The organism is Pseudoalteromonas sp. S3776, assembly GCF_005886915.1.
Taxonomy (GTDB): Bacteria; Pseudomonadota; Gammaproteobacteria; order Enterobacterales; family Alteromonadaceae; genus Pseudoalteromonas.
The window spans coordinates 83,206-102,397 of record NZ_PNCU01000042.1 but is presented as its reverse complement, the minus strand read 5'-3'; the positions used below and the strand labels follow the sequence as shown (position 1 = coordinate 102,397).

The window sequence follows — 19,192 nt, the reverse complement described above, 5'->3', positions numbered from 1 at the left end:
CAGCAAACAATGAGTTATACCAATCCGCGATAACACTTAATCATTTTAAGGGGCTAAACGTGTCGCTATCTGCGTTAAAAAATTCTCATTTAGAACAACTAAATAGCGAATTTTTTGCCTTGCTATCAATACGTTTTTCCATCCTCAAAATAGATCACTTAATTATACGGATTGGTATTAAAAAGCCATGCAATGCATGGCTTTTTTTATGCTGGCGCTAAACTTGCTAACTTCACCTACTATTAATGAAATAAAAAAATAGATAGGTGTAAAAATATGATCAGTATTCCTTCAGTTGGTGAAGCCGAAAAGCTTATAGAAGAAAAACTTGGCGGTTGGTTTGATGTTGTAATTAGCCATATTCCAAACTTTATTGTAGCTGTTGTAATTGCTATTTTGTTTTCAATAATAGCGCGCTTTGCCGGCCAGCTAATGAAAAACCTATTAAGGCGCTCACTCGACTCTAAGCAAATAGCTGATTTAATGGCCTCTATTTTTAAAGTGATTGTATTATGCGTAGGTTTATTTATAGCACTTGATTTTATGGGGCTAAAAGGCACTGTAACATCGTTACTAGCGGGTGCAGGTATTGTGGGTTTAGCCATAGGTTTTGCATTTCAAGACATGACCGAAAACCTAATTGCCGGTATTGCTATGGGAATACGCAAACCATTTAAAGCAGGTGATGTAATTGAAACCGACGACGTATTTGGCTCAGTGCATTCTATAAACCTGCGTAACACGCTAATAGAGAGCTTTTACGGGCAGTTAATACTGGTACCTAACAAAGTATTATTTAGAAACGTGCTAAAAAATTACACCACGCTAGGCGTTAGACGCATAGAGGTACCGGTGGGAATTTCATATGGCGACGACATTGAAAAAGCCAAAGAAGTGATAGTAGATAAAATTAACGAATTTGACTTTGTAATACGTAAAGATGAAACCGCTGTATACGCAGAAGGTTTTGGCGACAGTAGTATTAATTTACTGGTGTGGTTTTGGATTAAATACCCAGGTGAGCCAGACTTTATGACAGTTCGCCACAAGGGCGTAGTAGCCGTTAAACAAGCACTTGATGACGCTGATATTAGTATTCCATTCCCAATACGTACGTTAGATTTTGGCATTAAAGGCGGTGAAAAGCTCGATGCCATGATAAGCGATAAAATAAGCCAGCAATCAGCAAATAAAAAGGGTGATAATAATACTGATGCAAGCCAAGGTGAGTAAATAATTTAAAACTCACAACGCAAAAGCATTGGGAAATAGTTACCGACTATCAGCGCGTTTTTACAAAGTAAAAGCGCGCTTTTTGTACTAAAAAAAGGAATTGGTGAGCAAAAATATTTTAAGTTTTGCTACTTCTTTAAATACCCCGCGGTATATGCACACTTTTTTATCCGGTGTGCTTTCAGGCTCTAGCGCTTTCACATTGCTGCTAGTTTAAGCAAAGTAAAGCTAACCATCTACGCTGTTAATATTTCCAGCCTGCAACAATCCCAACCTGCAATAGTACCAGCCCATAATAATGCTTAACTAGTTTAAGAGCTCACACATGTGCTAGCTGCGTTAAAACTGCTGCAACTATAACAACTGCATCGGCGAGGTTACCCTATATTAAAATAGATTAATTAAATTACTACTGACGTTGGTTAAAGCTCTACAGGGTTTGTCGCTTCTTAAAGAACGTTTATATGAGTAGGGCACCGTGTTTTTTTGTGTGAAGGGAGCAAGCTAAAAGGCATTTACTAAGCTATTTAAACTGGTTTATGAATAGGTTTGCAGCCGTTGAGATTATGTAGACCATAAAAAGCGCCGCTTGTGTTGGAGTAACAAGCAGCGCTGAGGAATAAGTTAGGAAAAAGGTATATTAAATAACACTAATTTTGTTACGAATAATTTTAACGCCATCCATATTTTCTAAAAACTTTTGTGCAAGTGCACGCTGAAAACCTGTTTGTGCTTCACCGTATAGGTCAACTTCACCGTCTTCAACCTGCACGCGAATATCGTTTAGTGCTAAATTTGGGTTAGTGCGTAACGTGTTGGTGATTGTTTGTTGTAAGTTAGGTTGAGTAGCCACACTGCTTACTACGGCTAAGTTAGTTGCTGCACTTACTTTTGTAGCGCAAGCTAATAAAAATAAACAACAAAATGATACTAAAGCGATAGTTAACTTAAAGCGGTTCATAACTTTATCCTTACATTACGGTTAATTGTGCAGCTGTTCTTAGCTGAGTTACTATCTCAGTTACAATTTCGATGCCAAAATTAATGTATTGAAATATAAGGTTATTTTATTAATGCAGAATTCAGGTGGGCAATAATTACATTTTACTGAGTATGAGTTACATGCTTGGGTTACATTTGTAACAGGTACAAATAAGCCGGCAATGGCCGGCTTATTTAGGGGTTATTTCTTTTTGTTTTTAGCTTTGGCTTTTTTCTTGGCCTTCATTTTAACAGGGTCTTTACGCTTTTTAGCGGGTGGCTTAGCTTCTTTGTGTTGTGGCTCAAGCCCTTTAATTATACGACGCTTAAGCTTTTGCTCAGTGTAGCGTTCAACCTTGTATAAAATACCAATGTCGTGTGCTTCAACTAATGAGATAGCAATCCCTTTTTTACCAGCACGGCCAGTACGGCCAATACGATGCACATAAACATCGGCCGTGCGCGGCATGTCAAAGTTAATGACGTGGCTAATATCAGAAACATCAATACCGCGGGCCGCAACATCGGTTGCTATTAAAATGCGCGTTTTACCACTGTGAAAGTTTTCCATCGCTTTCATGCGCTTATCTTGTGGCATTTCGCCACGTAGCCATGCGGCCTTTACACCATTATTAGTAAGTTCACCAATAAGTGTTTCTAGGCGCTCACGGGTTTTTACAAACACAATGGCTTTACTTACATCTGGGCCGTTTAGGGTATTAACCAACAGCTCAAGCTTGTGGTGGTAGTCATCAGCAAGGTGAACCCATTGATGAATTTTTGCTTTTTCTTTACGCGACGATTCGGCTTCAAGTAAAGCTGGGTCGTTTAAAGTACGCTCTGCAAATAACTCAACGCTATCGCCTTCTAAAGTCGCAGAGAATAAAAAGCACTGACGACGATTTTTAGCTTCGTCACATATGCGCAGCATTTCTTTTCTAAAGCCCATATCTAACATGCGGTCGGCTTCATCAAGAATAAGCATTTCTACGTTTTCGGCATGGAAATTTTCGGTTTCAAGATATTCCATTAAACGCCCAGGTGTGGCGATTAAAATATCGTTATTGTTTTCAAAAATTTCTTTGTGGGTACCGTAGTTTATACCGCCTGTTACTACACCAATTTTAAGGTGAGTGCCTTTAGCAAGCAGTTCACATTGCTCATGAATTTGATAAGCCAGTTCACGGGTTGGGGTCATTATTAACACACGTGCAAAACCTGGGTCGCGACGCGGAAAATCCATTAAGTATTGAATAGCCGGAATTAAAAATGCCGCCGTTTTACCTGTGCCAGTAGGTGCTGATGCTAAAATATCGCGACCTTGCAGCGCTTCAGGAATAGCTTGTTGTTGAATGCTGGTTGGTGTCTCGTAGCCCATTTTATCAATGGCGTTGAGGAGTTTAGTATCAAGATCAAATTCAGAAAATTGCATAGAGTGTCTAAAATAAGGGACAATTACTTGCAATTATACGCGCTATACACCAGTTGGTGAATGAAAAGGTGAAAAAATGTCAGGGTTTACGTTTAAACAATTTAAGGTTGAGCACGATAAGTGCGCCATGAAGGTCTCAACCGATGGCATTTTACTTGGTGCATGGGCGTATTTAAAAGGGGCCAACACATTACTCGATATAGGCACAGGCACCGGTATGCTGGCGCTTATGTGTAAACAGCGCCAACCGGCACTTAGCATAACCGCAGTTGAAATTGATGAAGCAGCTTACAATCAGGCACAACAAAATATAGCCTCTAGCCCGTGGCCCAATATCAGAGTAAAGCACACCACTATACAAGCGTTTAAACAAGCGGCGCCATTTGATGTGGTGATTTCTAACCCCCCTTATTTTAACTACAGCTTAAAAGGGCTAAGCGATGCCCGTAACACCGCACGCCATACCGATGGTTTAAGTTTTGACGAGCTAATAAATGCCTATATGCGTTTAAGTCATAAACATTCGTGCTTTAACGTAATTTTACCCACCACAGAAGCGAGCCTATTTATTGAATTAGCAAAACAAAGTGGGCTTTATTTAAACGCGCATTGCCAAGTAAAAACCACACCAAGTAAAGCATTTAGCCGCAGCTTAATGCGCTTTAGCTTAATAAACACTTCGCCTGAGCTTACTTCCCTATGCATAAAAAATGAAACCAATTGCTACAGCGATGATTATATTGCGTTATGTAAAGCGTTTTACTTGAAGATGTAATTTTAAGGCAGGTAATTATCTAGTAATAAAGGATAGTTTACCCATTATGCATACGTATTCAGTTTTTATTTGAGCAACTCTCAAACTAGTGTTAATCACTTGTAAATAACGTCGAGTCTGTTGTTTAACTCGCCCAACACTGGAAACACACACTATGAAACTGAATAAAATGATCACCACTGCAGGTCTTAGCTTAGGTTTAACCTTACCAAGTTTAGTATCGGCTGCGCCTACAACATTTGTGCATTTATTTGAATGGAATTGGCAAGATGTAGCCCAAGAATGTGAGCAGTTTTTAGGACCAAAAGGGTACGCTGCTGTACAGGTGTCTCCGCCTAACGAGCATATTACAGGTAGCCAATGGTGGACTCGCTATCAACCGGTGAGCTACCAACTACAAAGCCGAGGCGGTAACCGTTCGCAATTTATAGATATGGTTAATCGCTGTAACGCCGCAGGCGTCGATATATATGTTGATACATTAATAAACCATATGGCAGCCGGCAGTGGTACGGGCACTGCTGGTAACACTTTTGGTAATAAACAATACCCTATTTATAGCCCACAAGATTTTCACGAAAGTTGCTCTATTAACCCAGAAGATTACGGTAATAACCGTTATCGCGTGCAAAACTGTGAGCTAGTAGGGCTGGCTGATTTAAACACTTCTTCAAATCATGTGCAAAATACATTAGCGGCATATATTAATGACCTTCAAGCTATGGGTGTTAAAGGTTTTAGGTTTGATGCTGCTAAGCATGTTGCTGCAAGTGATATTCAAAGTTTAATGGCAAAAATAAATGGCTCGCCTGTGGTGTTTCATGAGGTGATAGATCAAGGTACTGAAGCGGTTGCTGCCTCAGAGTATTTAAGTACAGGACTAGTTACCGAGTTTAAATACAGTACGCAACTTGGTAATACCTTCAGAAATGGCTCGCTTGCATGGTTAAGTAATTTTGGTGAAGGCTGGGGCTTTATGCCAAGTTCATCAGCTGTGGTATTTGTAGATAACCACGACAATCAGCGCGGCCATGGTGGTGCAGGTAATGTAATTACCTTTGAAGATGGCCGTTTATACGACCTAGCCAACGTATTTATGTTGGCATATCCGTATGGGTATCCAAAAGTAATGTCGAGTTATGATTTTCACGGCGATACAGATGCGGGTGGGCCAAGTGTACCGGTGCACAATAATGGTAATTTAGAATGTTTTGCAAGTAACTGGAAGTGTGAGCATCGTTGGTCTTATATTGCGGGTGGTGTCGATTTTAGAAATAACACAGCCGACAATTGGGCAGTAACAAATTGGTGGGATAACACCCATAACCAGATTGCATTTGGACGTGGTAGCTCTGGTCATATGGCAATTAATAAAGAAGACTCAACGCTTAATGCAACAATTCAAACAGATATGGCGCCTGGACAGTACTGCAATGTGTTAAAAGGCGAGCTTTTGGGTAATGCTACTAGCTGTAGCGGTGAAGTAATAACAGTTAATAGCAACGGCACCATAAATTTAAATGTAGCGCCATGGGATGCAATAGCAATTCATAAAAATGCTAAATTAACCCAAGGGACAGCGCCTAATAATAGCGACTGGCAAAGAACCGTTGTTTTTATTAATGCTCAAACACAAAGCGGACAAGACATGTTTGTACGCGGTGGTATAGACCACAACTATGCAAATACAAACCTTGCTAGAAACTGCCAAACAACAAATGTTGAATGTGCTATGCCAATTCGCCATAACAATCTAAAAAACAACACCACAACACCTTGGAAAGCAAACGATAACTACCTAGATTGGTATGGAATTGAACAAGGCCAAAACAGTGAAGCGCAAGGTACTGCCATGGATTGGACTACAAATGTTTGGCCAAGTGAATATGGCGCCCAAAAATCGGTAACAGTAGATGGCTTTGGTGTTACACCCCTTAATATATGGGGCGAACACTATTGGATGCTTGATGTTAATATGGATTGCAGTAAAGCGGTTAACGGCTGGTTTGAGCTAAAAGCATTTATAAAAAATGGCCAAGAGTGGGAGGGTGATATAAGCCAAGCAAATACCCCCTATACAAGTACTAACCATATGGCACAGTGTGGCAAAATTAATATGTTTGAATTTAACAGCTCAAGTGTAGAGGTACGTGACTTTTAAATACGTACTTTAAAACGCGTACATTAAAAAACTATCAGCCAATTTAAAAACCAAGTGGGTTAACGCGCACTTGGTTTTTTACTTTTATATGTATCTAAATAGCAGTTTAATTTAATAGTGCGTTTATAAATCAGCTGGTATTATCGTTTTATTCGCCATTTTAAATTTAGGCAACACAATGAAAAAGTTAAACAAATTACCGTTACTAACAACACTCGCTGCGGCTTTATTTATAAGCCAAGGTGCGCTTGCAAACATGACTCCTGTTGGGCTTTGGAAAACCATAGATGAAGACACCAACGAGGCTAAATCGTACGTACGCATTACTCAAAATGATAAGGTGCTCAGTGGTAAAGTTGAGACTATTTTAGACCCAGCTAAACAAACCGGTATTTGTAAAGAGTGTGATGGGGCATTAAAAAATCAGCCTATTTTAGGAATGACGATAATCACTGATGTAAAACCAGAAGATGATGGCGTGTGGGGCGATGGTGAAATACTTGACCCTACAAAAGGTAAAACTTATACCGTGCAACTAACGCCACAAGACGACGGTAAAACATTGGAAGTACGTGGCTATATAGGCTTTTTTTACCGTAACCAATATTGGCAACGTGTGGAGTAGCACTACTCGTTTGCTGTTTTTAAAAACTCGCGTTTAAGCCATGCTCGTAATGCGTTTACCTGTGGGTGATTAAGCATGGCGTGGCTCGTTGCAAAATAAAACTGCTGATGCGGATTTACAATGCTTTGGCCAATTTGCGTGAGCATGCCGTGCTTTATATCGTCGCGTACAAATTGTTTGTGGGTGACCAAAATGCCAAGCTGGCGCATCGCGGCTTGCGTTGCTTGCACTGAAATATTAAAGGTTAAGTTATTATGCTGCTTAGGCTGCGCTAAATTATTGGCCTCGCACCATGTTTGCCAATCGTTTTGCCTACGTGGGTTGGTAACGTAGATTGCTTTAAAGCGTTGCAGCAAATTTTGCGCGGTTAACTCATCTTTATTTAAGCCAACTAAAAGTTGTGGGTTACAGACTAAAATTAACTGATCGTCGGCTAGTTTTTCACAGTGATATTTTTGCCATTTATCGGGCTGGCCATGAATAATCGCTGCATCAATCCCTTCGCGCTCTAAATCAAATTCACCCACCAAGTTAGAAATACGAATGTCACTGTTTGGCGAAATGCGCTGAAAATCAGCCACCCTAGGGATCCACCAGTGCAGAGCTAGTGAGTTAACCATATTGAGTGTTAAATAAGTTGGCTCATTCGCTGTGTTACTTGCCTCTTGGCTGGCTGCTAAAATTTCAGCCATGGCTGGGGCTATGCGTTTGTAATAGCGCTCACCCACAGGGTTGAGCTCAACGCGGCGACCAATGCGATTAAAAAGCGGTGTATTAAGTTGTAACTCTAACGCTTTAATAGACTGACTTACCGCTGAGTGACTAATACTTAGCTGCTCAGCCGCGAGCACCATACTGCCAGTTTCGGCAACAGCTATAAACGTGTAGAGAGATTTTAACGGCGCTGATTTGATCATAGGTTGTTTATTAACAGTTAAGTTTTACTTACAGGTTGGTTTAATATTATTCGCTTTTAAATTTATAAAGTACACGTAAAATTAGCGCCATAAAAGCCAATGCCAATTTTTTGAAAATAATAAATAGATTAAAAAAATTAAGCCTTTAATTTTGCTTTTTACATTCATTTTTTATTCAAGGGATAACTGCGGTGACGTTAAATTCTCGTGCTAGTGTGTTTATGTTGCATTCTACATTTACCTTGGCGTTAAATAGCTTTATAGCCAAGTTACTTACCGATTACTTTAGCACCAGCGAAGTGGTTTTTTTACGGGTGTTTTTACCCGCGATTATTATGCTGGCATTGGCGGCAGGTATTAAATGGCAGCTACCTAATAAATCAGCATGGCGAACCTTTGCTATTCGCGCAATTTTTATAGTGCTGTGCCAAAACTGCTTTTTAGTGGCGCTAAATACTTTAACGCTGGTGGAGGCTGTTATTTTATTTAGCACTGGGCCGTTATTTATACCGCTAATAGAGCGGGTGCTTTTTAAAACTAAATTAAATTGGTTATTGCTACCTACAATGGCGCTGATGTTTGCGGGTGTGATTATTCAAAATATTCATAGCGACGGCATACAATGGCGCTGGAGCTTATTAATTGGCTTAGGGGCGGGGATTTTTAATGCCTGCTCGCAAATTACCTTGTTTCGAGCAAGTAAAATTAACCTTCCGATGATGGTTATTAACGGTTGGAGTTTTACACTGGCTGCCATTTTTATGGTGCCAGTATTAATGTTTACCAGCGAAGGTGAGCGCTTTTACCAAGGTTTTGCAATCGATATAAGCAATTACAGTTTATTACTGATGGTGGCATTAATTGGGTTTTCGACCGCTGCAACGCAGTTTTTTAGAGGAAAGGCGTACCGATTAGCCAGTTCTAACTCGCAGCTAGCACCGCTTATTTATTCTAACTTATTATTTGCGTTGTTATTTCAGCTAATTTTTTACGATACAACATTAAGTTTATCGCAAGTAATAGGCTCAGCGCTTATTGTACTGGCATGTATTATTAATACCTTTGCGCCTAATTGGCTATTGCAAAGGCAAGCAAAAATACGTGAAAAAAAGTGCGCTAAAAAACTTAGTTATTTGTAATGTATTGGCCTAAACATGGTTTAGGCCAAACTCGTTATAGCGTTTCGCTATACTCTGTCATTATTTGTTCAACCCAGCTGGCTATGCGCTCATCGCTTAGCTCGTATTGGCTGTCTTCATCAAGCGCGAGCCCAACAAAGTGTTTGCCATCGGGGGTAAGTGCTTTTGACGCTTCAAACTCGTAGTTTTCATCGTTTGGCCAAAAACCAAGTTGCGTAAACGACTGGGTATTTATTTCATCGTGAAGCATACCAAGGGCGTCTTGAAACCATTGTCCGTAACCTTGTTGGTCGCCCATGCCAAATAAAGCAATGGTTTTACCATTTAGGTTTACATCTTTAATGTCGTCCCACTTAGACTCCCAGTCTTCTTGTATTTCTCCAAAATCCCATGTTGAAATACCAAAGATGATAAAGTCGTACTGCTCTGCATTTTTTAGTGGTTCGTCTTTAATATTGTGTAAGGTCACTACATCGGCGCCAATAAGGTCGCGAATTTTTTCTGCTGCCATCTCTGTGTAGCATGTAGTAGAGCCAAAAAATAAACCAATCTGCATCGTATTTATCACTGTGTAATTGCCTGTTATGATAGGGCGCAGTTTACCGTAAGGTATTTTTAATTGATACCTTCTACCGTGGGTATTACCAACATGAGATCACAACGTGACAACGCTACCTGACGATTTACCTGAACCAAATACCGAGCTAAACAGCAATAGCGACTTTTTAGAAACCTTTTTAGATAGCTTGTACTTAGAGCAAGGTGTAAGCGAAAACACCCTTAGCGCGTATCGCAGTGACCTAGATAAGTTTTGTCAGTTTTTAAAAGGCGAAAGCTTAATGACGGTAACCAGCTTAGATATAGAAAGCTATCTAGCGTATCGCGTAGATTTAGGGTTAAAACCACGTAGCACGGCTCGCAGCATAAGTGCGTTAAAGCGGTTTTATCAGTATTTTGTACGTGAAAAACGTATCACAAGCTCACCGCTTGAAAACATTGCGCAACCAAAAGCGGGTCAATCGTTACCTAAAACGCTCTCAGAAGCCGAAGTAGAGGCATTATTAAGTGCGCCCAATATTGAAGGGCCAATGGGGCTGCGCGATAAAGCCATGCTAGAGCTACTTTATGCTACGGGCTTGCGTGTAACCGAGCTTGTAGGGCTGCGTATGGAGCAAATTAACTTGCGCCAGTCGGTGGTGTTTGTAAAAGGTAAAGGCAACAAAGAGCGCTTAGTGCCATTAGGCGAAGAGGCCATGTATTGGCTTGAGCAGTTTTTAAAAGGGGGGCGTGCGCAAATGATAAAACACGCCACCGATTTTGTGTTTCCTTCAAAACGCGGTGTAGGTATGACCCGACAAACCTTTTGGCATCGTATTAAACACTATGCTATTTTGGCGTCTATTGAGTCAGATTTATCGCCGCATACATTGCGTCATGCCTTTGCAACACATTTACTTAATCATGGTGCCGACTTAAGAGTGGTGCAGATGATGTTAGGGCACAGCGACTTATCGACTACACAAATTTATACCCATGTTGCCAATGAGCGATTAAAATCGGTACACTCAGAGCATCATCCGCGCGCGTAATATGAAATTTAATATCAGCTTAGCGGTCAATTTAGTACGTATTATTAGATAGAGAAAATTATGAAAAAATTAATGTTAGCAAGTGCAATGTTGTGCACAAGTATGAGTGCATTTGCAAATGGCGTAGCCACAACGCCAGATGCTAATGATCCTATTGTTACTAAATTTGCCACGTTAGGTGTAACAGTTAAGCAAATAAACCCAAGCCCCGTTGCCGGTTTAAAAGAGCTTATTACAAATAAAGGTGTACTTTACGCCAGTCCAGACGGCCAGTTTTTAATGCAAGGCACGCTAATTGATTTAAACAACCGTAGCAACTTAACCGAGCAAGCGCTAAATGGTGTACGTGTTGAAGGCATTAAAGAATATGAAGACTCAATGATTGTTTATAAAGCGCCAAACGAAAAACACCAAATTACGGTATTCACCGATATTAGCTGTGGCTATTGCCGTAAATTACACCGCGAACTAGACGACTTGCTTGATGCAGGCATTACTGTTCGTTATTTAGCGTTTCCGCGTGGAGGGCTGCAAGGTTCGGGCTATGCCGATTTAATGAATGTATGGTGTGCACGCGACCAGCAAGAAGCACTGACAGAAGCTAAATCGGGCGAAGACACAACAGTTGTTGCCGGTTGTAGCGCACCAGTAGCTGAGCATTACCAGCTAGGCCAAAGCTTTGGTATTAGCGGCACGCCAGCCATTATTTTAGAAGACGGTACAATGATCCCTGGTTATCAGCCAGCAGCCGCATTGAGTGCAGCGCTTGAGGCAAACAAAGCGTCTTAATAAGGCGTTTGCGTTTATTAAAAGGCCGTAATGGCCTTTTTTTGTTTTTATTTTGAATTTATAAGTACACCTCAGCATGAAAAAACTGATCATTGCGCGCGAAAATGTAGACGATTCTTACCTGCCAAGCGATCTGCACCCTGTTATTAAACAAATTTATGCCACGCGTAACGTGCAAAATGCACACGAGCTAAATAATAGTGCAGCCACATTAATCGACTTTAAACTGTTTAAAGACATCGACAAAGCCACCGAGCTATTAATTGATGCGCTGAATGCACAAAGCCGTATATTAATTGTGGGCGACTTTGATGCCGATGGCGCAACCAGTACCGCTACGCTAATGCAAGGTTTAGCCATGTTTGGCTTTAACAACTTAGACTACCTAGTACCAGACAGGTTTAGCTTAGGTTATGGCTTAAGCCCAGCGCTTGCTGAACAAATTGTTGATATAAAACCAGAGCTGGTTATTACGGTAGATAACGGTATTTCGTGTATTGCAGGCATAGACATATTAAAAAAAGTGGGCATTAAAGTACTGGTAACTGATCACCACTTACAAGGCGAGCAGCTCCCTAATGCCGATGCCATTGTTAACCCAAACCGCCATGATTGTAGTTTTCCTTCAAAATCTATTGCCGGTGTAGGCGTTGCCTTTTACTTGCTTATAGCCCTTAGAAGCACGCTGCGTGAGCAAGGCTACTTTGAAAACCACGCTATGCCAAACTTGGCTGACCTACTTGATATAGTTGCCCTAGGTACTGTGGCCGATGTAGTTGCGCTTGATGCAAACAACCGCACCTTGGTACACCAAGGTTTAGCGCGTATTCGCAGCGGCAAAACACGCCCAGGTATAACGGCACTTATTGAAGTAGCTAATCGCAATGCCGCACGTTTAAGCGCCAGTGACTTTGGTTTTTCGCTTGCGCCGCGTTTAAATGCTGCAGGGCGATTAGACGACATGAGTTTGGGCATAGCGTGCCTATTAAGTACCGATATAAACCAAGCAAGGCGTATTGCCAGCGAGCTTGATAGCTTAAACCATGCACGGCGCGAAATAGAGCAGGGCATGCAAGCTGAGGCGCAAGCTGTGCTTGATAGGCTTGCATTTAGTGACGACAACATTCCCGATGCCATTTGTTTATACCAAGAGGATTGGCACCAAGGTGTTATTGGTATTTTGGCGGGTCGCTTAAAAGAAAAATACCACCGCCCAACCGTTATTTTTGCCGGTGGCGAAAACGGTGAAATAAAAGGCTCGTGCCGCTCTATTGAAGGGCTGCACATGCGCGATTTACTCGAAGGGCTAAATACCGCCGACCCGCACTTAATTAATAAATTTGGCGGCCACGCCATGGCGGCAGGGCTAAGTATTGATGAGCAAAACTTTAATGACTTTAAAAACGCGTTTGATGCTGCTGTAAGTGCGCAGCTAAGCGAAGAAAGTAAACGCTGCATTGTATTTACCGATGGCGAGCTGCCAAGCGAGTGCTTTACTATGGACTTTGCTCAGTTATTAAAGCAATCAGGCCCGTGGGGGCAGCAATTTCCTGAGCCGGTATTTGAGCACACCTTTGAAGTTATTCAACAGCGTATAGTCGGCGAAAAACACTTAAAGCTGGTGCTTAAACATCAATCAGGACGCTTAGTAGACGCCATTGCATTTGGAATAGATGTAAAAGCATGGCCCGACACCGAGGCCCGTTATGTCAAAGTGGCTTATCAGCTCGACATAAACGAATTTAGAGGTAAGTTTAGCCTGCAATTAATAGTAAGAGAGCTTGAAAAAGTGCATTAAAAAATATGCACAATGCATGCATAAAAGGCTAATAAAGCGCGCGGTTTTTTGTTAAAATCGGGCGTTTTTATCATTTGACGATAATTTATTGCGTTTAGTGCTAATTTTAGCGCGCAATAATCTAGCCATTTTGGAGTAATGTACATGTTTGAAGTGAATCCTGTGATTAATCAAATCAAGGAAATTCGCGAACGTACTGAACTGCTTCGGGGGTACCTTTGACTACGCTCACAAACAAGAGCGCCTAGAAGAAGTAAACGCCGAACTTGAAGATTCAGCCGTATGGAATGAACCTGAGCGCGCACAAGCACTTGGCCGTGAAAAATCAGCTTTAGAAGCCGTTGTTGAAACAATCGACAACCTAGTTGCCGGTGCTGACGATGTAGAAGGTTTATTAGAGCTTGCAGTAGAAGCAGAAGACGAAGACACGTTTGTTGAAGCGCAAACTGAACTAGAAGGCTTAAATAAACAGCTTGAGGGTTTAGAGTTTCGCCGTATGTTTTCGGGCTCTCACGATGCAAACGACGCTTACCTTGATTTACAGTCTGGGTCTGGCGGTACTGAAGCACAAGACTGGTGTAACATGCTATTACGCATGTACTTACGCTGGGGCGAAGCAAAAGGCTTTAAAGTTGAGCTTGTAGAAGCAACTGACGGCGATGTAGCCGGCATTAAAGGTGCAACAGTGCGCTTTGTAGGCGAATACGCATACGGTTGGCTGCGCACAGAAACAGGTGTACACCGTTTAGTACGTAAAAGCCCATTTGACTCAAGTGGTCGTCGTCATACCTCGTTTGCCTCTGCGTTTGTTTACCCAGAAGTAGATGACAATATTGAAATTGATATTAATCCGGCTGACTTACGTATAGACGTTTACCGTGCATCGGGCGCGGGTGGTCAGCACGTTAATACCACCGAGTCGGCAGTACGTATTACTCACGTACCGACCAACACGGTTGTACAGTGTCAAAATGAACGCTCGCAACATAAAAATAAAGCCCAAGCAATGAAGCAGTTAAAAGCAAAATTATTTGAGCTTGAACTTCAGCAGCAAAATGCTGAAAAGCAATCACAAGAAGACGCAAAATCGGATATTGGCTGGGGAAGCCAAATTCGTTCTTACGTACTTGATGATGCACGTATTAAAGACTTACGAACTGGCGTTGAAAACCGTAATACGCAATCGGTACTTGACGGCAACCTAGATAAATTTATTGAAGCCAGCCTAAAATCTGGCCTATAACCACCAAGCTAAAAAAGAGCTAAAAAATGACTGATCAAATCCAAGACGAAAATAAGTTAATCGCTGAGCGTCGCGGCAAATTAGACGCTATTCGCGAAAATTGCCCAGCCAACGGTCATCCTAATCAGTTCCGTCGTGAACATTACACGGCTGATTTACAGGCTGAGTTTGGTGATAAGACTAAAGAAGAATTAGTAGAGCTTCAGCACGTTGTATCAATTGCTGGCCGTATTTTAGCTAAGCGTGGTCCTTTTATGGCCATTCAAGATATGAAAGGCCGCGTGCAAGCTTACGCATCTAAAGATGTACAAAAAGACTTAAAAGCAAAATATGGCCAACTAGATATTGGCGATATTATTGGTGTTAAAGGTGCGCTTAATAAATCAGGTAAAGGCGATTTATACGTAGAAATGACCGAGTACGAGCTACTTACTAAGTCACTACGCCCATTACCAGAGAAGTTTCATGGTTTATCAGATCAAGAAACCAAGTACCGTCAACGTTATGTTGATTTAATTACTAACGAAGCAACGCGCGAAACATTCCGCATTCGCTCACAAGTAGTTGAAGGTATTCGTCGCTTTTTAGCAGAACGCGACTTTATGGAAGTAGAAACGCCAATGCTACAGGTTATTCCTGGCGGCGCATCTGCGCGTCCGTTTGTAACTCACCATAACGCACTTGATATAGACATGTACTTACGTATAGCGCCAGAGCTTTACCTTAAGCGTTTAGTGGTAGGTGGTTTTGACCGCGTATTTGAAATTAACCGTAACTTCCGTAACGAAGGGTTATCAACGCGCCACAACCCAGAATTCACTATGATTGAATTTTACCAAGCGTATGCTGATTACATCGATTTAATGAACATCACCGAAGACATGTTACGTACAGTTGCAACAAACGTTTTAGGTAGCCCAATTGTTGTTAATACAACTAAAGATGAAAACGGCGACGTTATCGACTCAGTAGAGTACGACTTTGGCAAACCGTTTGAGCGCCTAAGCATGGCTGATGCTATCTTAAAATATAACCCTGAGTTTGATGCTGCGGTATTTAAAGACCCAGAAAACCACTTTGAAGAATTAAAAGCGTACGCTAAACAAGTGCACGTTAAAATTCCTGAAAATTGTGTATGGGGCCCAGGTAAGTTTTTATGTGAAATATTTGAAGAGACGGCTGAGCACATGCTTATCCAACCTACATTTATTACAGGCTACCCGTGGGAAGTATCGCCACTTGCGCGCCGTAACGACGAAAACCCATTTGTTACCGACCGCTTTGAGTTTTTTGTGGGTGGACGTGAGCTTGCAAATGGCTTCTCGGAGCTTAACGATGCACAAGACCAAGCTGAGCGCTTTACTCGCCAAGTTGAAGAAAAAGACGCCGGCGATGATGAAGCAATGCACTACGATGAAGACTACATACGCGCACTAGAGTACGGCTTACCGCCTACTGCCGGTGAAGGTATTGGTATTGACCGCTTAGTCATGTTATTTACTGATTCACCAACCATTAAAGATGTTATTTTGTTCCCGCATATGCGCCCACAAGCTGACTAAGCTTTAACAAAATAAACGTAAAAACGCCGCTAAATTTTAGCGGCGTTTTTGTGTGAGTATAAAAATAAGCGCCAATGCAGAAAAAGTTGGAGAGTAAATTGCTCTATAAAAATAGACGAAAGAGAGGATAAGATTGTTCGCTTTTTAATTAATTAGTACTAAACTAAATTTTAAAGCTAGTTATTAGTACTTATTAATAGTTAATTCAGATTGGGTTCTTTACTGTAGCTCTGTATTAAATATCCTTAATAACGGTGCTACAACGTAATTTTATGACTGTTTTTTAAACATTATGTTGTATTTATGTAAAAAACTTAGCTAGAATACGCCAAAATTTTGAGCTGGGTTAAAATAGCACGCTAAATATGAATTCTCAAATGGACTTAGAATATAATATGAAAGACAACCGAGTTGAAGAATCGCCAGAAACCGACACAACAGAACAAAAGCGACAAGCCTATTACAGAGCCTGTATTGCTGAGTTTCAGCAGTTAGGTTACCAAGAGCAATATTTAGCGCAGCTCAAAGATGATTTAGTGCCTTTAATGGGCGTTAACCCGCAAGACAAAAATATTTAAATCGTTTACTTTTCAAACCAATTATACAATTAAAGCTGACTTATGTGCGTTATGTAATCAGATAGTCATTTTTGACATAAAAGTGTTTGACATATTTTCTGAAATCTTTATTATACGCCCCACAAGACGGAGAGGTGTCCGAGTGGCCGAAGGAGCTCCCCTGCTAAGGGAGTATAGAGTTTGTAGCTCTATCGAGGGTTCGAATCCCTCCTTCTCCACCATTTCTTTTAATGGCAAGTCTTGTAAAGTAAAGATGGGCGCATAGCTCAGCTGGATAGAGTACCTGGCTACGAACCAGGCGGTCGGAGGTTCGAATCCTCCTGCGCCCACCACTCTTTACACACTCTACTTAGAGTATAAACAAGCTAAAGTGTTTGGTTTGTAACCAAATCGGTCGGAGGTTCATTCTTACAAGATACGTCCTGCTTCCAACACTTTTTACACACTCTGCTTAGAGTATAAACAAGCAAACAGTAAAAGTGGGCGCATAGCTCAGCTGGATAGAGTACCTGGCTACGAACCAGGCGGTCGGAGGTTCGAATCCTCCTGCGCCCACCACTTTTACACACTCTAACTTAGAGTATAAACAAGTAACTAATGAAAGTGGGCGCATAGCTCAGCTGGATAGAGTACCTGGCTACGAACCAGGCGGTCGGAGGTTCGAATCCTCCTGCGCCCACCACTTTCATAAATAAGCCGACAAAAGTCGGTTTTTTTGTGTCTGAAATAACATATAAGTTAAGCGCATATTTTACGGTGTGTACTTATATTTATTGTTTCAGAAACTCCACTTAGAGTATAAATAAGAAAAAATGAAAGTGGGCGCATAGCTCAGCTGGATAGAGTACCTGGCTACGAACCAGGCGGTCGGAGGTTCGAATCCTCCTGCGCCCACCACTTTCATAGATAAGCCGACATTAAGTCGGTTTTTTTGTGCCTGAATTTTGAGAAAGCTTTCAGCTATCAGTTAAGCCAAGCAAACACCCCTGCTAAAAATTTCAGCGTAGACGTAAAGCTTGCTCACGTTAGAAGCGCAGCGCCTCTTAACCTCTTTGTGAATCATTAGTCTTAAAAAATAACAGCACAAAGAGAAGTAAAAGAGGAATAAATGAGAAGCCTAAAACCATTCACTGCTCTTTAGCTTAAGCTGTGGTATTTTAAACAACTAGTTTAAAAGGATCTTGCTGTATGTTTAAAGCCGTATTTATCACCTTTGTATTATTATTTAGCAGCTTATTTAATGTAAGCGCTAAGCAAAGCGAACCGCAAAATTTACCCGTTGTTGGCGCTGCTCAATACAAACATTATTTGCCGCAGCTACAAAATAAACGTGTTGGGCTTGTGGTAAACCAAACATCACTTGTTGCTAACACGCATTTAGTCGATGCTTTACTCACTAAAAATATAAACCTAACTAAAATTTTTGCACCTGAGCATGGCTTTAGGGGCGATCACGATGCCGGTGCCCATGTTAAAAATGCAGTTGATAGCAAAACCGGTATCCCGCTTATTTCTATTTATGGCAAAAACAAAAAGCCAAGCGCCGAGGCCCTTAGCAATGTAGATGTTATTATTTTTGATATTCAAGATGTGGGCGTACGCTTTTATACCTACATAAGTTCTATGCATTACATGATGGAGGCCGCAGCGGAGCAAGGTATTGAATTTATTGTGCTTGATAGGCCAAACCCCAATATTGCCTACGTTGATGGGCCCATACTTGAGCGCGAATTTAAATCGTTTGTAGGCATGCACCCAATCCCCGTGTTGCACGGTATGACGGTAGGTGAGCTTGCAAAAATGATCAAAGGCGAAAGCTGGATCAATAAAGCGGCTGATTTAAAGCTGACGGTGATCCCGGTTGATCATTACACGCGCTCAACATCCTATAGTTTACCTGTAAAACCCAGCCCTAACTTACCGAACGATCAATCAATTGCGCTTTACCCGTCGCTGTGCTTTTTTGAGGCAACGCCAGTAAGTATTGGCAGAGGCACCGACTTTGCGTTTCAGGTAATGGGCTATTCGCCCGTTGCGCTTGGGGATTTTAGTTTTACTCCACGCTCTATTAAAGGTGCAGCTGCAAACCCTAAATTTAAAAATATTACGGTAAAAGGGCTCGATTTACGCACAGCAGACACGCGCGGGCTTGATTTAAGTTACTTGATTACGGCTTATAATCAATTATCTAAAAATAATATTACCTTTTTTGAACGCGCTGATTTTATGGATAAACTGGCTGGCACTAATAAACTACGTTTAGCTATTGAAGCAGGGCAATCAGAGGCACAAATAAAACAACGTTGGCAGCAAGGGCTTGCAGCATTTAAAAAGCAACGCGCGCCATATTTACTGTACAACTAAGGGTTA

16 protein-coding genes and 5 tRNA genes are annotated in these 19,192 nt (G+C 41.4%); 17 read left to right on the top strand and 4 right to left on the bottom strand.

The window, feature by feature from the left end:
- Positions 1–276 precede the first annotated feature (276 nt).
- Positions 277–1,233 carry a mechanosensitive ion channel family protein gene (locus CWC16_RS16145; RefSeq protein WP_055016340.1) on the top strand — a complete coding sequence of 319 codons (957 nt, stop codon included), beginning with the start codon at positions 277–279 and terminating at the stop codon, positions 1,231–1,233.
- Positions 1,234–1,873: 640 nt separating this feature from the next.
- Here CWC16_RS16145 and CWC16_RS16140 read toward each other — a convergent pair.
- Positions 1,874–2,194, bottom strand: a complete 321-nt coding sequence (locus tag CWC16_RS16140) for a BON domain-containing protein (protein ID WP_054983750.1) — start codon at positions 2,192–2,194, stop codon at positions 1,874–1,876.
- 222 nt (positions 2,195–2,416) lie between these two features.
- Positions 2,417–3,646: an ATP-dependent RNA helicase SrmB gene (srmB, locus tag CWC16_RS16135; protein WP_138542239.1), complete on the bottom strand. Its 1,230-nt coding sequence runs from the start codon at positions 3,644–3,646 to the stop codon at positions 2,417–2,419.
- 76 nt (positions 3,647–3,722) lie between these two features.
- Between srmB and CWC16_RS16130 the strand changes: the two genes are divergently transcribed.
- The 3 genes from CWC16_RS16130 to CWC16_RS16120 all read left to right on the top strand — a co-directional run bounded on the left by CWC16_RS16130 (position 3,723) and on the right by CWC16_RS16120 (position 7,207).
- Positions 3,723–4,421: a tRNA1(Val) (adenine(37)-N6)-methyltransferase gene (locus CWC16_RS16130; RefSeq protein ID WP_138542238.1), complete on the top strand. Its 699-nt coding sequence runs from the start codon at positions 3,723–3,725 to the stop codon at positions 4,419–4,421.
- 154 nt (positions 4,422–4,575) lie between these two features.
- Positions 4,576–6,582, top strand: a complete 2,007-nt coding sequence (locus CWC16_RS16125; protein ID WP_138542237.1) for an alpha-amylase — start codon at positions 4,576–4,578, stop codon at positions 6,580–6,582.
- 178 nt (positions 6,583–6,760) lie between these two features.
- Positions 6,761–7,207 (top strand): DUF2147 domain-containing protein, encoded by a 447-nt coding sequence (locus CWC16_RS16120; protein ID WP_138542236.1) that lies wholly within the window; start codon positions 6,761–6,763, stop codon positions 7,205–7,207.
- A gap of 2 nt (positions 7,208–7,209) precedes the next feature.
- Here CWC16_RS16120 and CWC16_RS16115 read toward each other — a convergent pair whose 3' ends face one another.
- Positions 7,210–8,124, bottom strand: coding sequence for a LysR substrate-binding domain-containing protein (locus CWC16_RS16115; RefSeq protein ID WP_138542235.1), 915 nt, complete (start codon positions 8,122–8,124; stop codon positions 7,210–7,212).
- Positions 8,125–8,315: 191 nt separating this feature from the next.
- On the opposite strand from CWC16_RS16115, the gene CWC16_RS16110 reads away from it, so the two are divergent.
- Entirely contained in the window at positions 8,316–9,263 is a 948-nt protein-coding gene (locus tag CWC16_RS16110; RefSeq protein WP_138542234.1) for a DMT family transporter, read from the top strand.
- A gap of 34 nt (positions 9,264–9,297) precedes the next feature.
- Here CWC16_RS16110 and fldB read toward each other — a convergent pair whose 3' ends face one another.
- Positions 9,298–9,819: a flavodoxin FldB gene (gene fldB, locus CWC16_RS16105; protein WP_004588002.1), complete on the bottom strand. Its 522-nt coding sequence runs from the start codon at positions 9,817–9,819 to the stop codon at positions 9,298–9,300.
- Positions 9,820–9,925: 106 nt separating this feature from the next.
- On the opposite strand from fldB, the gene xerD reads away from it, so the two are divergent.
- The 12 genes from xerD (at position 9,926) to CWC16_RS16045 (ending at position 19,186) form a co-directional block, all read left to right on the top strand.
- Positions 9,926–10,852: a site-specific tyrosine recombinase XerD gene (xerD, locus tag CWC16_RS16100; protein WP_138542233.1), complete on the top strand. Its 927-nt coding sequence runs from the start codon at positions 9,926–9,928 to the stop codon at positions 10,850–10,852.
- A 60-nt stretch (positions 10,853–10,912) separates the two neighbouring features.
- Positions 10,913–11,641 (top strand): bifunctional protein-disulfide isomerase/oxidoreductase DsbC, encoded by a 729-nt coding sequence (dsbC, locus tag CWC16_RS16095; protein ID WP_138542232.1) that lies wholly within the window; start codon positions 10,913–10,915, stop codon positions 11,639–11,641.
- 76 nt (positions 11,642–11,717) lie between these two features.
- The gene (gene recJ / locus CWC16_RS16090) at positions 11,718–13,439 is read left to right on the top strand and encodes a single-stranded-DNA-specific exonuclease RecJ (RefSeq protein ID WP_138542231.1); all 1,722 of its coding nucleotides are present in this window, start codon (positions 11,718–11,720) and stop codon (positions 13,437–13,439) included.
- Positions 13,440–13,583: 144 nt separating this feature from the next.
- Positions 13,584–14,682, top strand: a protein-coding gene (gene prfB, locus CWC16_RS16085) for a peptide chain release factor 2 (protein ID WP_096041210.1) whose coding sequence is annotated in 2 segments (ribosomal slippage) — positions 13,584–13,658 and positions 13,660–14,682 — 1,098 coding nt in all. Because the reading frame shifts where the segments join, the coding sequence is not laid out codon by codon here.
- A 26-nt stretch (positions 14,683–14,708) separates the two neighbouring features.
- Positions 14,709–16,244, top strand: a complete 1,536-nt coding sequence (lysS, locus tag CWC16_RS16080) for a lysine--tRNA ligase (RefSeq protein ID WP_055020250.1) — start codon at positions 14,709–14,711, stop codon at positions 16,242–16,244.
- A 395-nt stretch (positions 16,245–16,639) separates the two neighbouring features.
- Complete coding sequence (locus CWC16_RS16075; RefSeq protein ID WP_024031585.1) at positions 16,640–16,822, top strand: hypothetical protein; 183 nt, start codon at positions 16,640–16,642, stop codon at positions 16,820–16,822.
- A 128-nt stretch (positions 16,823–16,950) separates the two neighbouring features.
- Positions 16,951–17,043, top strand: a tRNA-Ser gene (locus CWC16_RS16070).
- Between the two features lie 34 nt (positions 17,044–17,077).
- A tRNA-Arg gene (locus CWC16_RS16065) sits at positions 17,078–17,154 on the top strand.
- Between the two features lie 149 nt (positions 17,155–17,303).
- A tRNA-Arg gene (locus CWC16_RS16060) sits at positions 17,304–17,380 on the top strand.
- Positions 17,381–17,427: 47 nt separating this feature from the next.
- Positions 17,428–17,504: transfer RNA gene (locus tag CWC16_RS16055), tRNA-Arg, on the top strand.
- A gap of 138 nt (positions 17,505–17,642) precedes the next feature.
- Positions 17,643–17,719 (top strand) — tRNA-Arg (locus CWC16_RS16050).
- 291 nt (positions 17,720–18,010) lie between these two features.
- Positions 18,011–19,186, top strand: a complete 1,176-nt coding sequence (locus CWC16_RS16045) for an exo-beta-N-acetylmuramidase NamZ family protein (protein WP_138542230.1) — start codon at positions 18,011–18,013, stop codon at positions 19,184–19,186.
- The last annotated feature ends 6 nt before the right edge of the window (positions 19,187–19,192 follow it).

Excerpts from the sequence above, each read along its gene's own strand:
- CWC16_RS16140 (WP_054983750.1), bottom strand. The coding sequence starts at position 2,194 with ATGAACCGCTTTAAGTTAACTATCGCTTTAGTATCATTTTGTTGTTTA.
- CWC16_RS16075 (WP_024031585.1), top strand. The coding sequence starts at position 16,640 with ATGAAAGACAACCGAGTTGAAGAATCGCCAGAAACCGACACAACAGAA.
- srmB (WP_138542239.1), bottom strand. The coding sequence starts at position 3,646 with ATGCAATTTTCTGAATTTGATCTTGATACTAAACTCCTCAACGCCATT.
- dsbC (WP_138542232.1), top strand. The coding sequence starts at position 10,913 with ATGAAAAAATTAATGTTAGCAAGTGCAATGTTGTGCACAAGTATGAGT.
- lysS (WP_055020250.1), top strand. The coding sequence starts at position 14,709 with ATGACTGATCAAATCCAAGACGAAAATAAGTTAATCGCTGAGCGTCGC.
- CWC16_RS16115 (WP_138542235.1), bottom strand. The coding sequence starts at position 8,124 with ATGATCAAATCAGCGCCGTTAAAATCTCTCTACACGTTTATAGCTGTT.
- CWC16_RS16045 (WP_138542230.1), top strand. The coding sequence starts at position 18,011 with ATGTTTAAAGCCGTATTTATCACCTTTGTATTATTATTTAGCAGCTTA.
- CWC16_RS16130 (WP_138542238.1), top strand. The coding sequence starts at position 3,723 with ATGTCAGGGTTTACGTTTAAACAATTTAAGGTTGAGCACGATAAGTGC.
- fldB (WP_004588002.1), bottom strand. The coding sequence starts at position 9,819 with ATGCAGATTGGTTTATTTTTTGGCTCTACTACATGCTACACAGAGATG.
- recJ (WP_138542231.1), top strand. The coding sequence starts at position 11,718 with ATGAAAAAACTGATCATTGCGCGCGAAAATGTAGACGATTCTTACCTG.
- CWC16_RS16120 (WP_138542236.1), top strand. The coding sequence starts at position 6,761 with ATGAAAAAGTTAAACAAATTACCGTTACTAACAACACTCGCTGCGGCT.
- CWC16_RS16145 (WP_055016340.1), top strand. The coding sequence starts at position 277 with ATGATCAGTATTCCTTCAGTTGGTGAAGCCGAAAAGCTTATAGAAGAA.
- CWC16_RS16125 (WP_138542237.1), top strand. The coding sequence starts at position 4,576 with ATGAAACTGAATAAAATGATCACCACTGCAGGTCTTAGCTTAGGTTTA.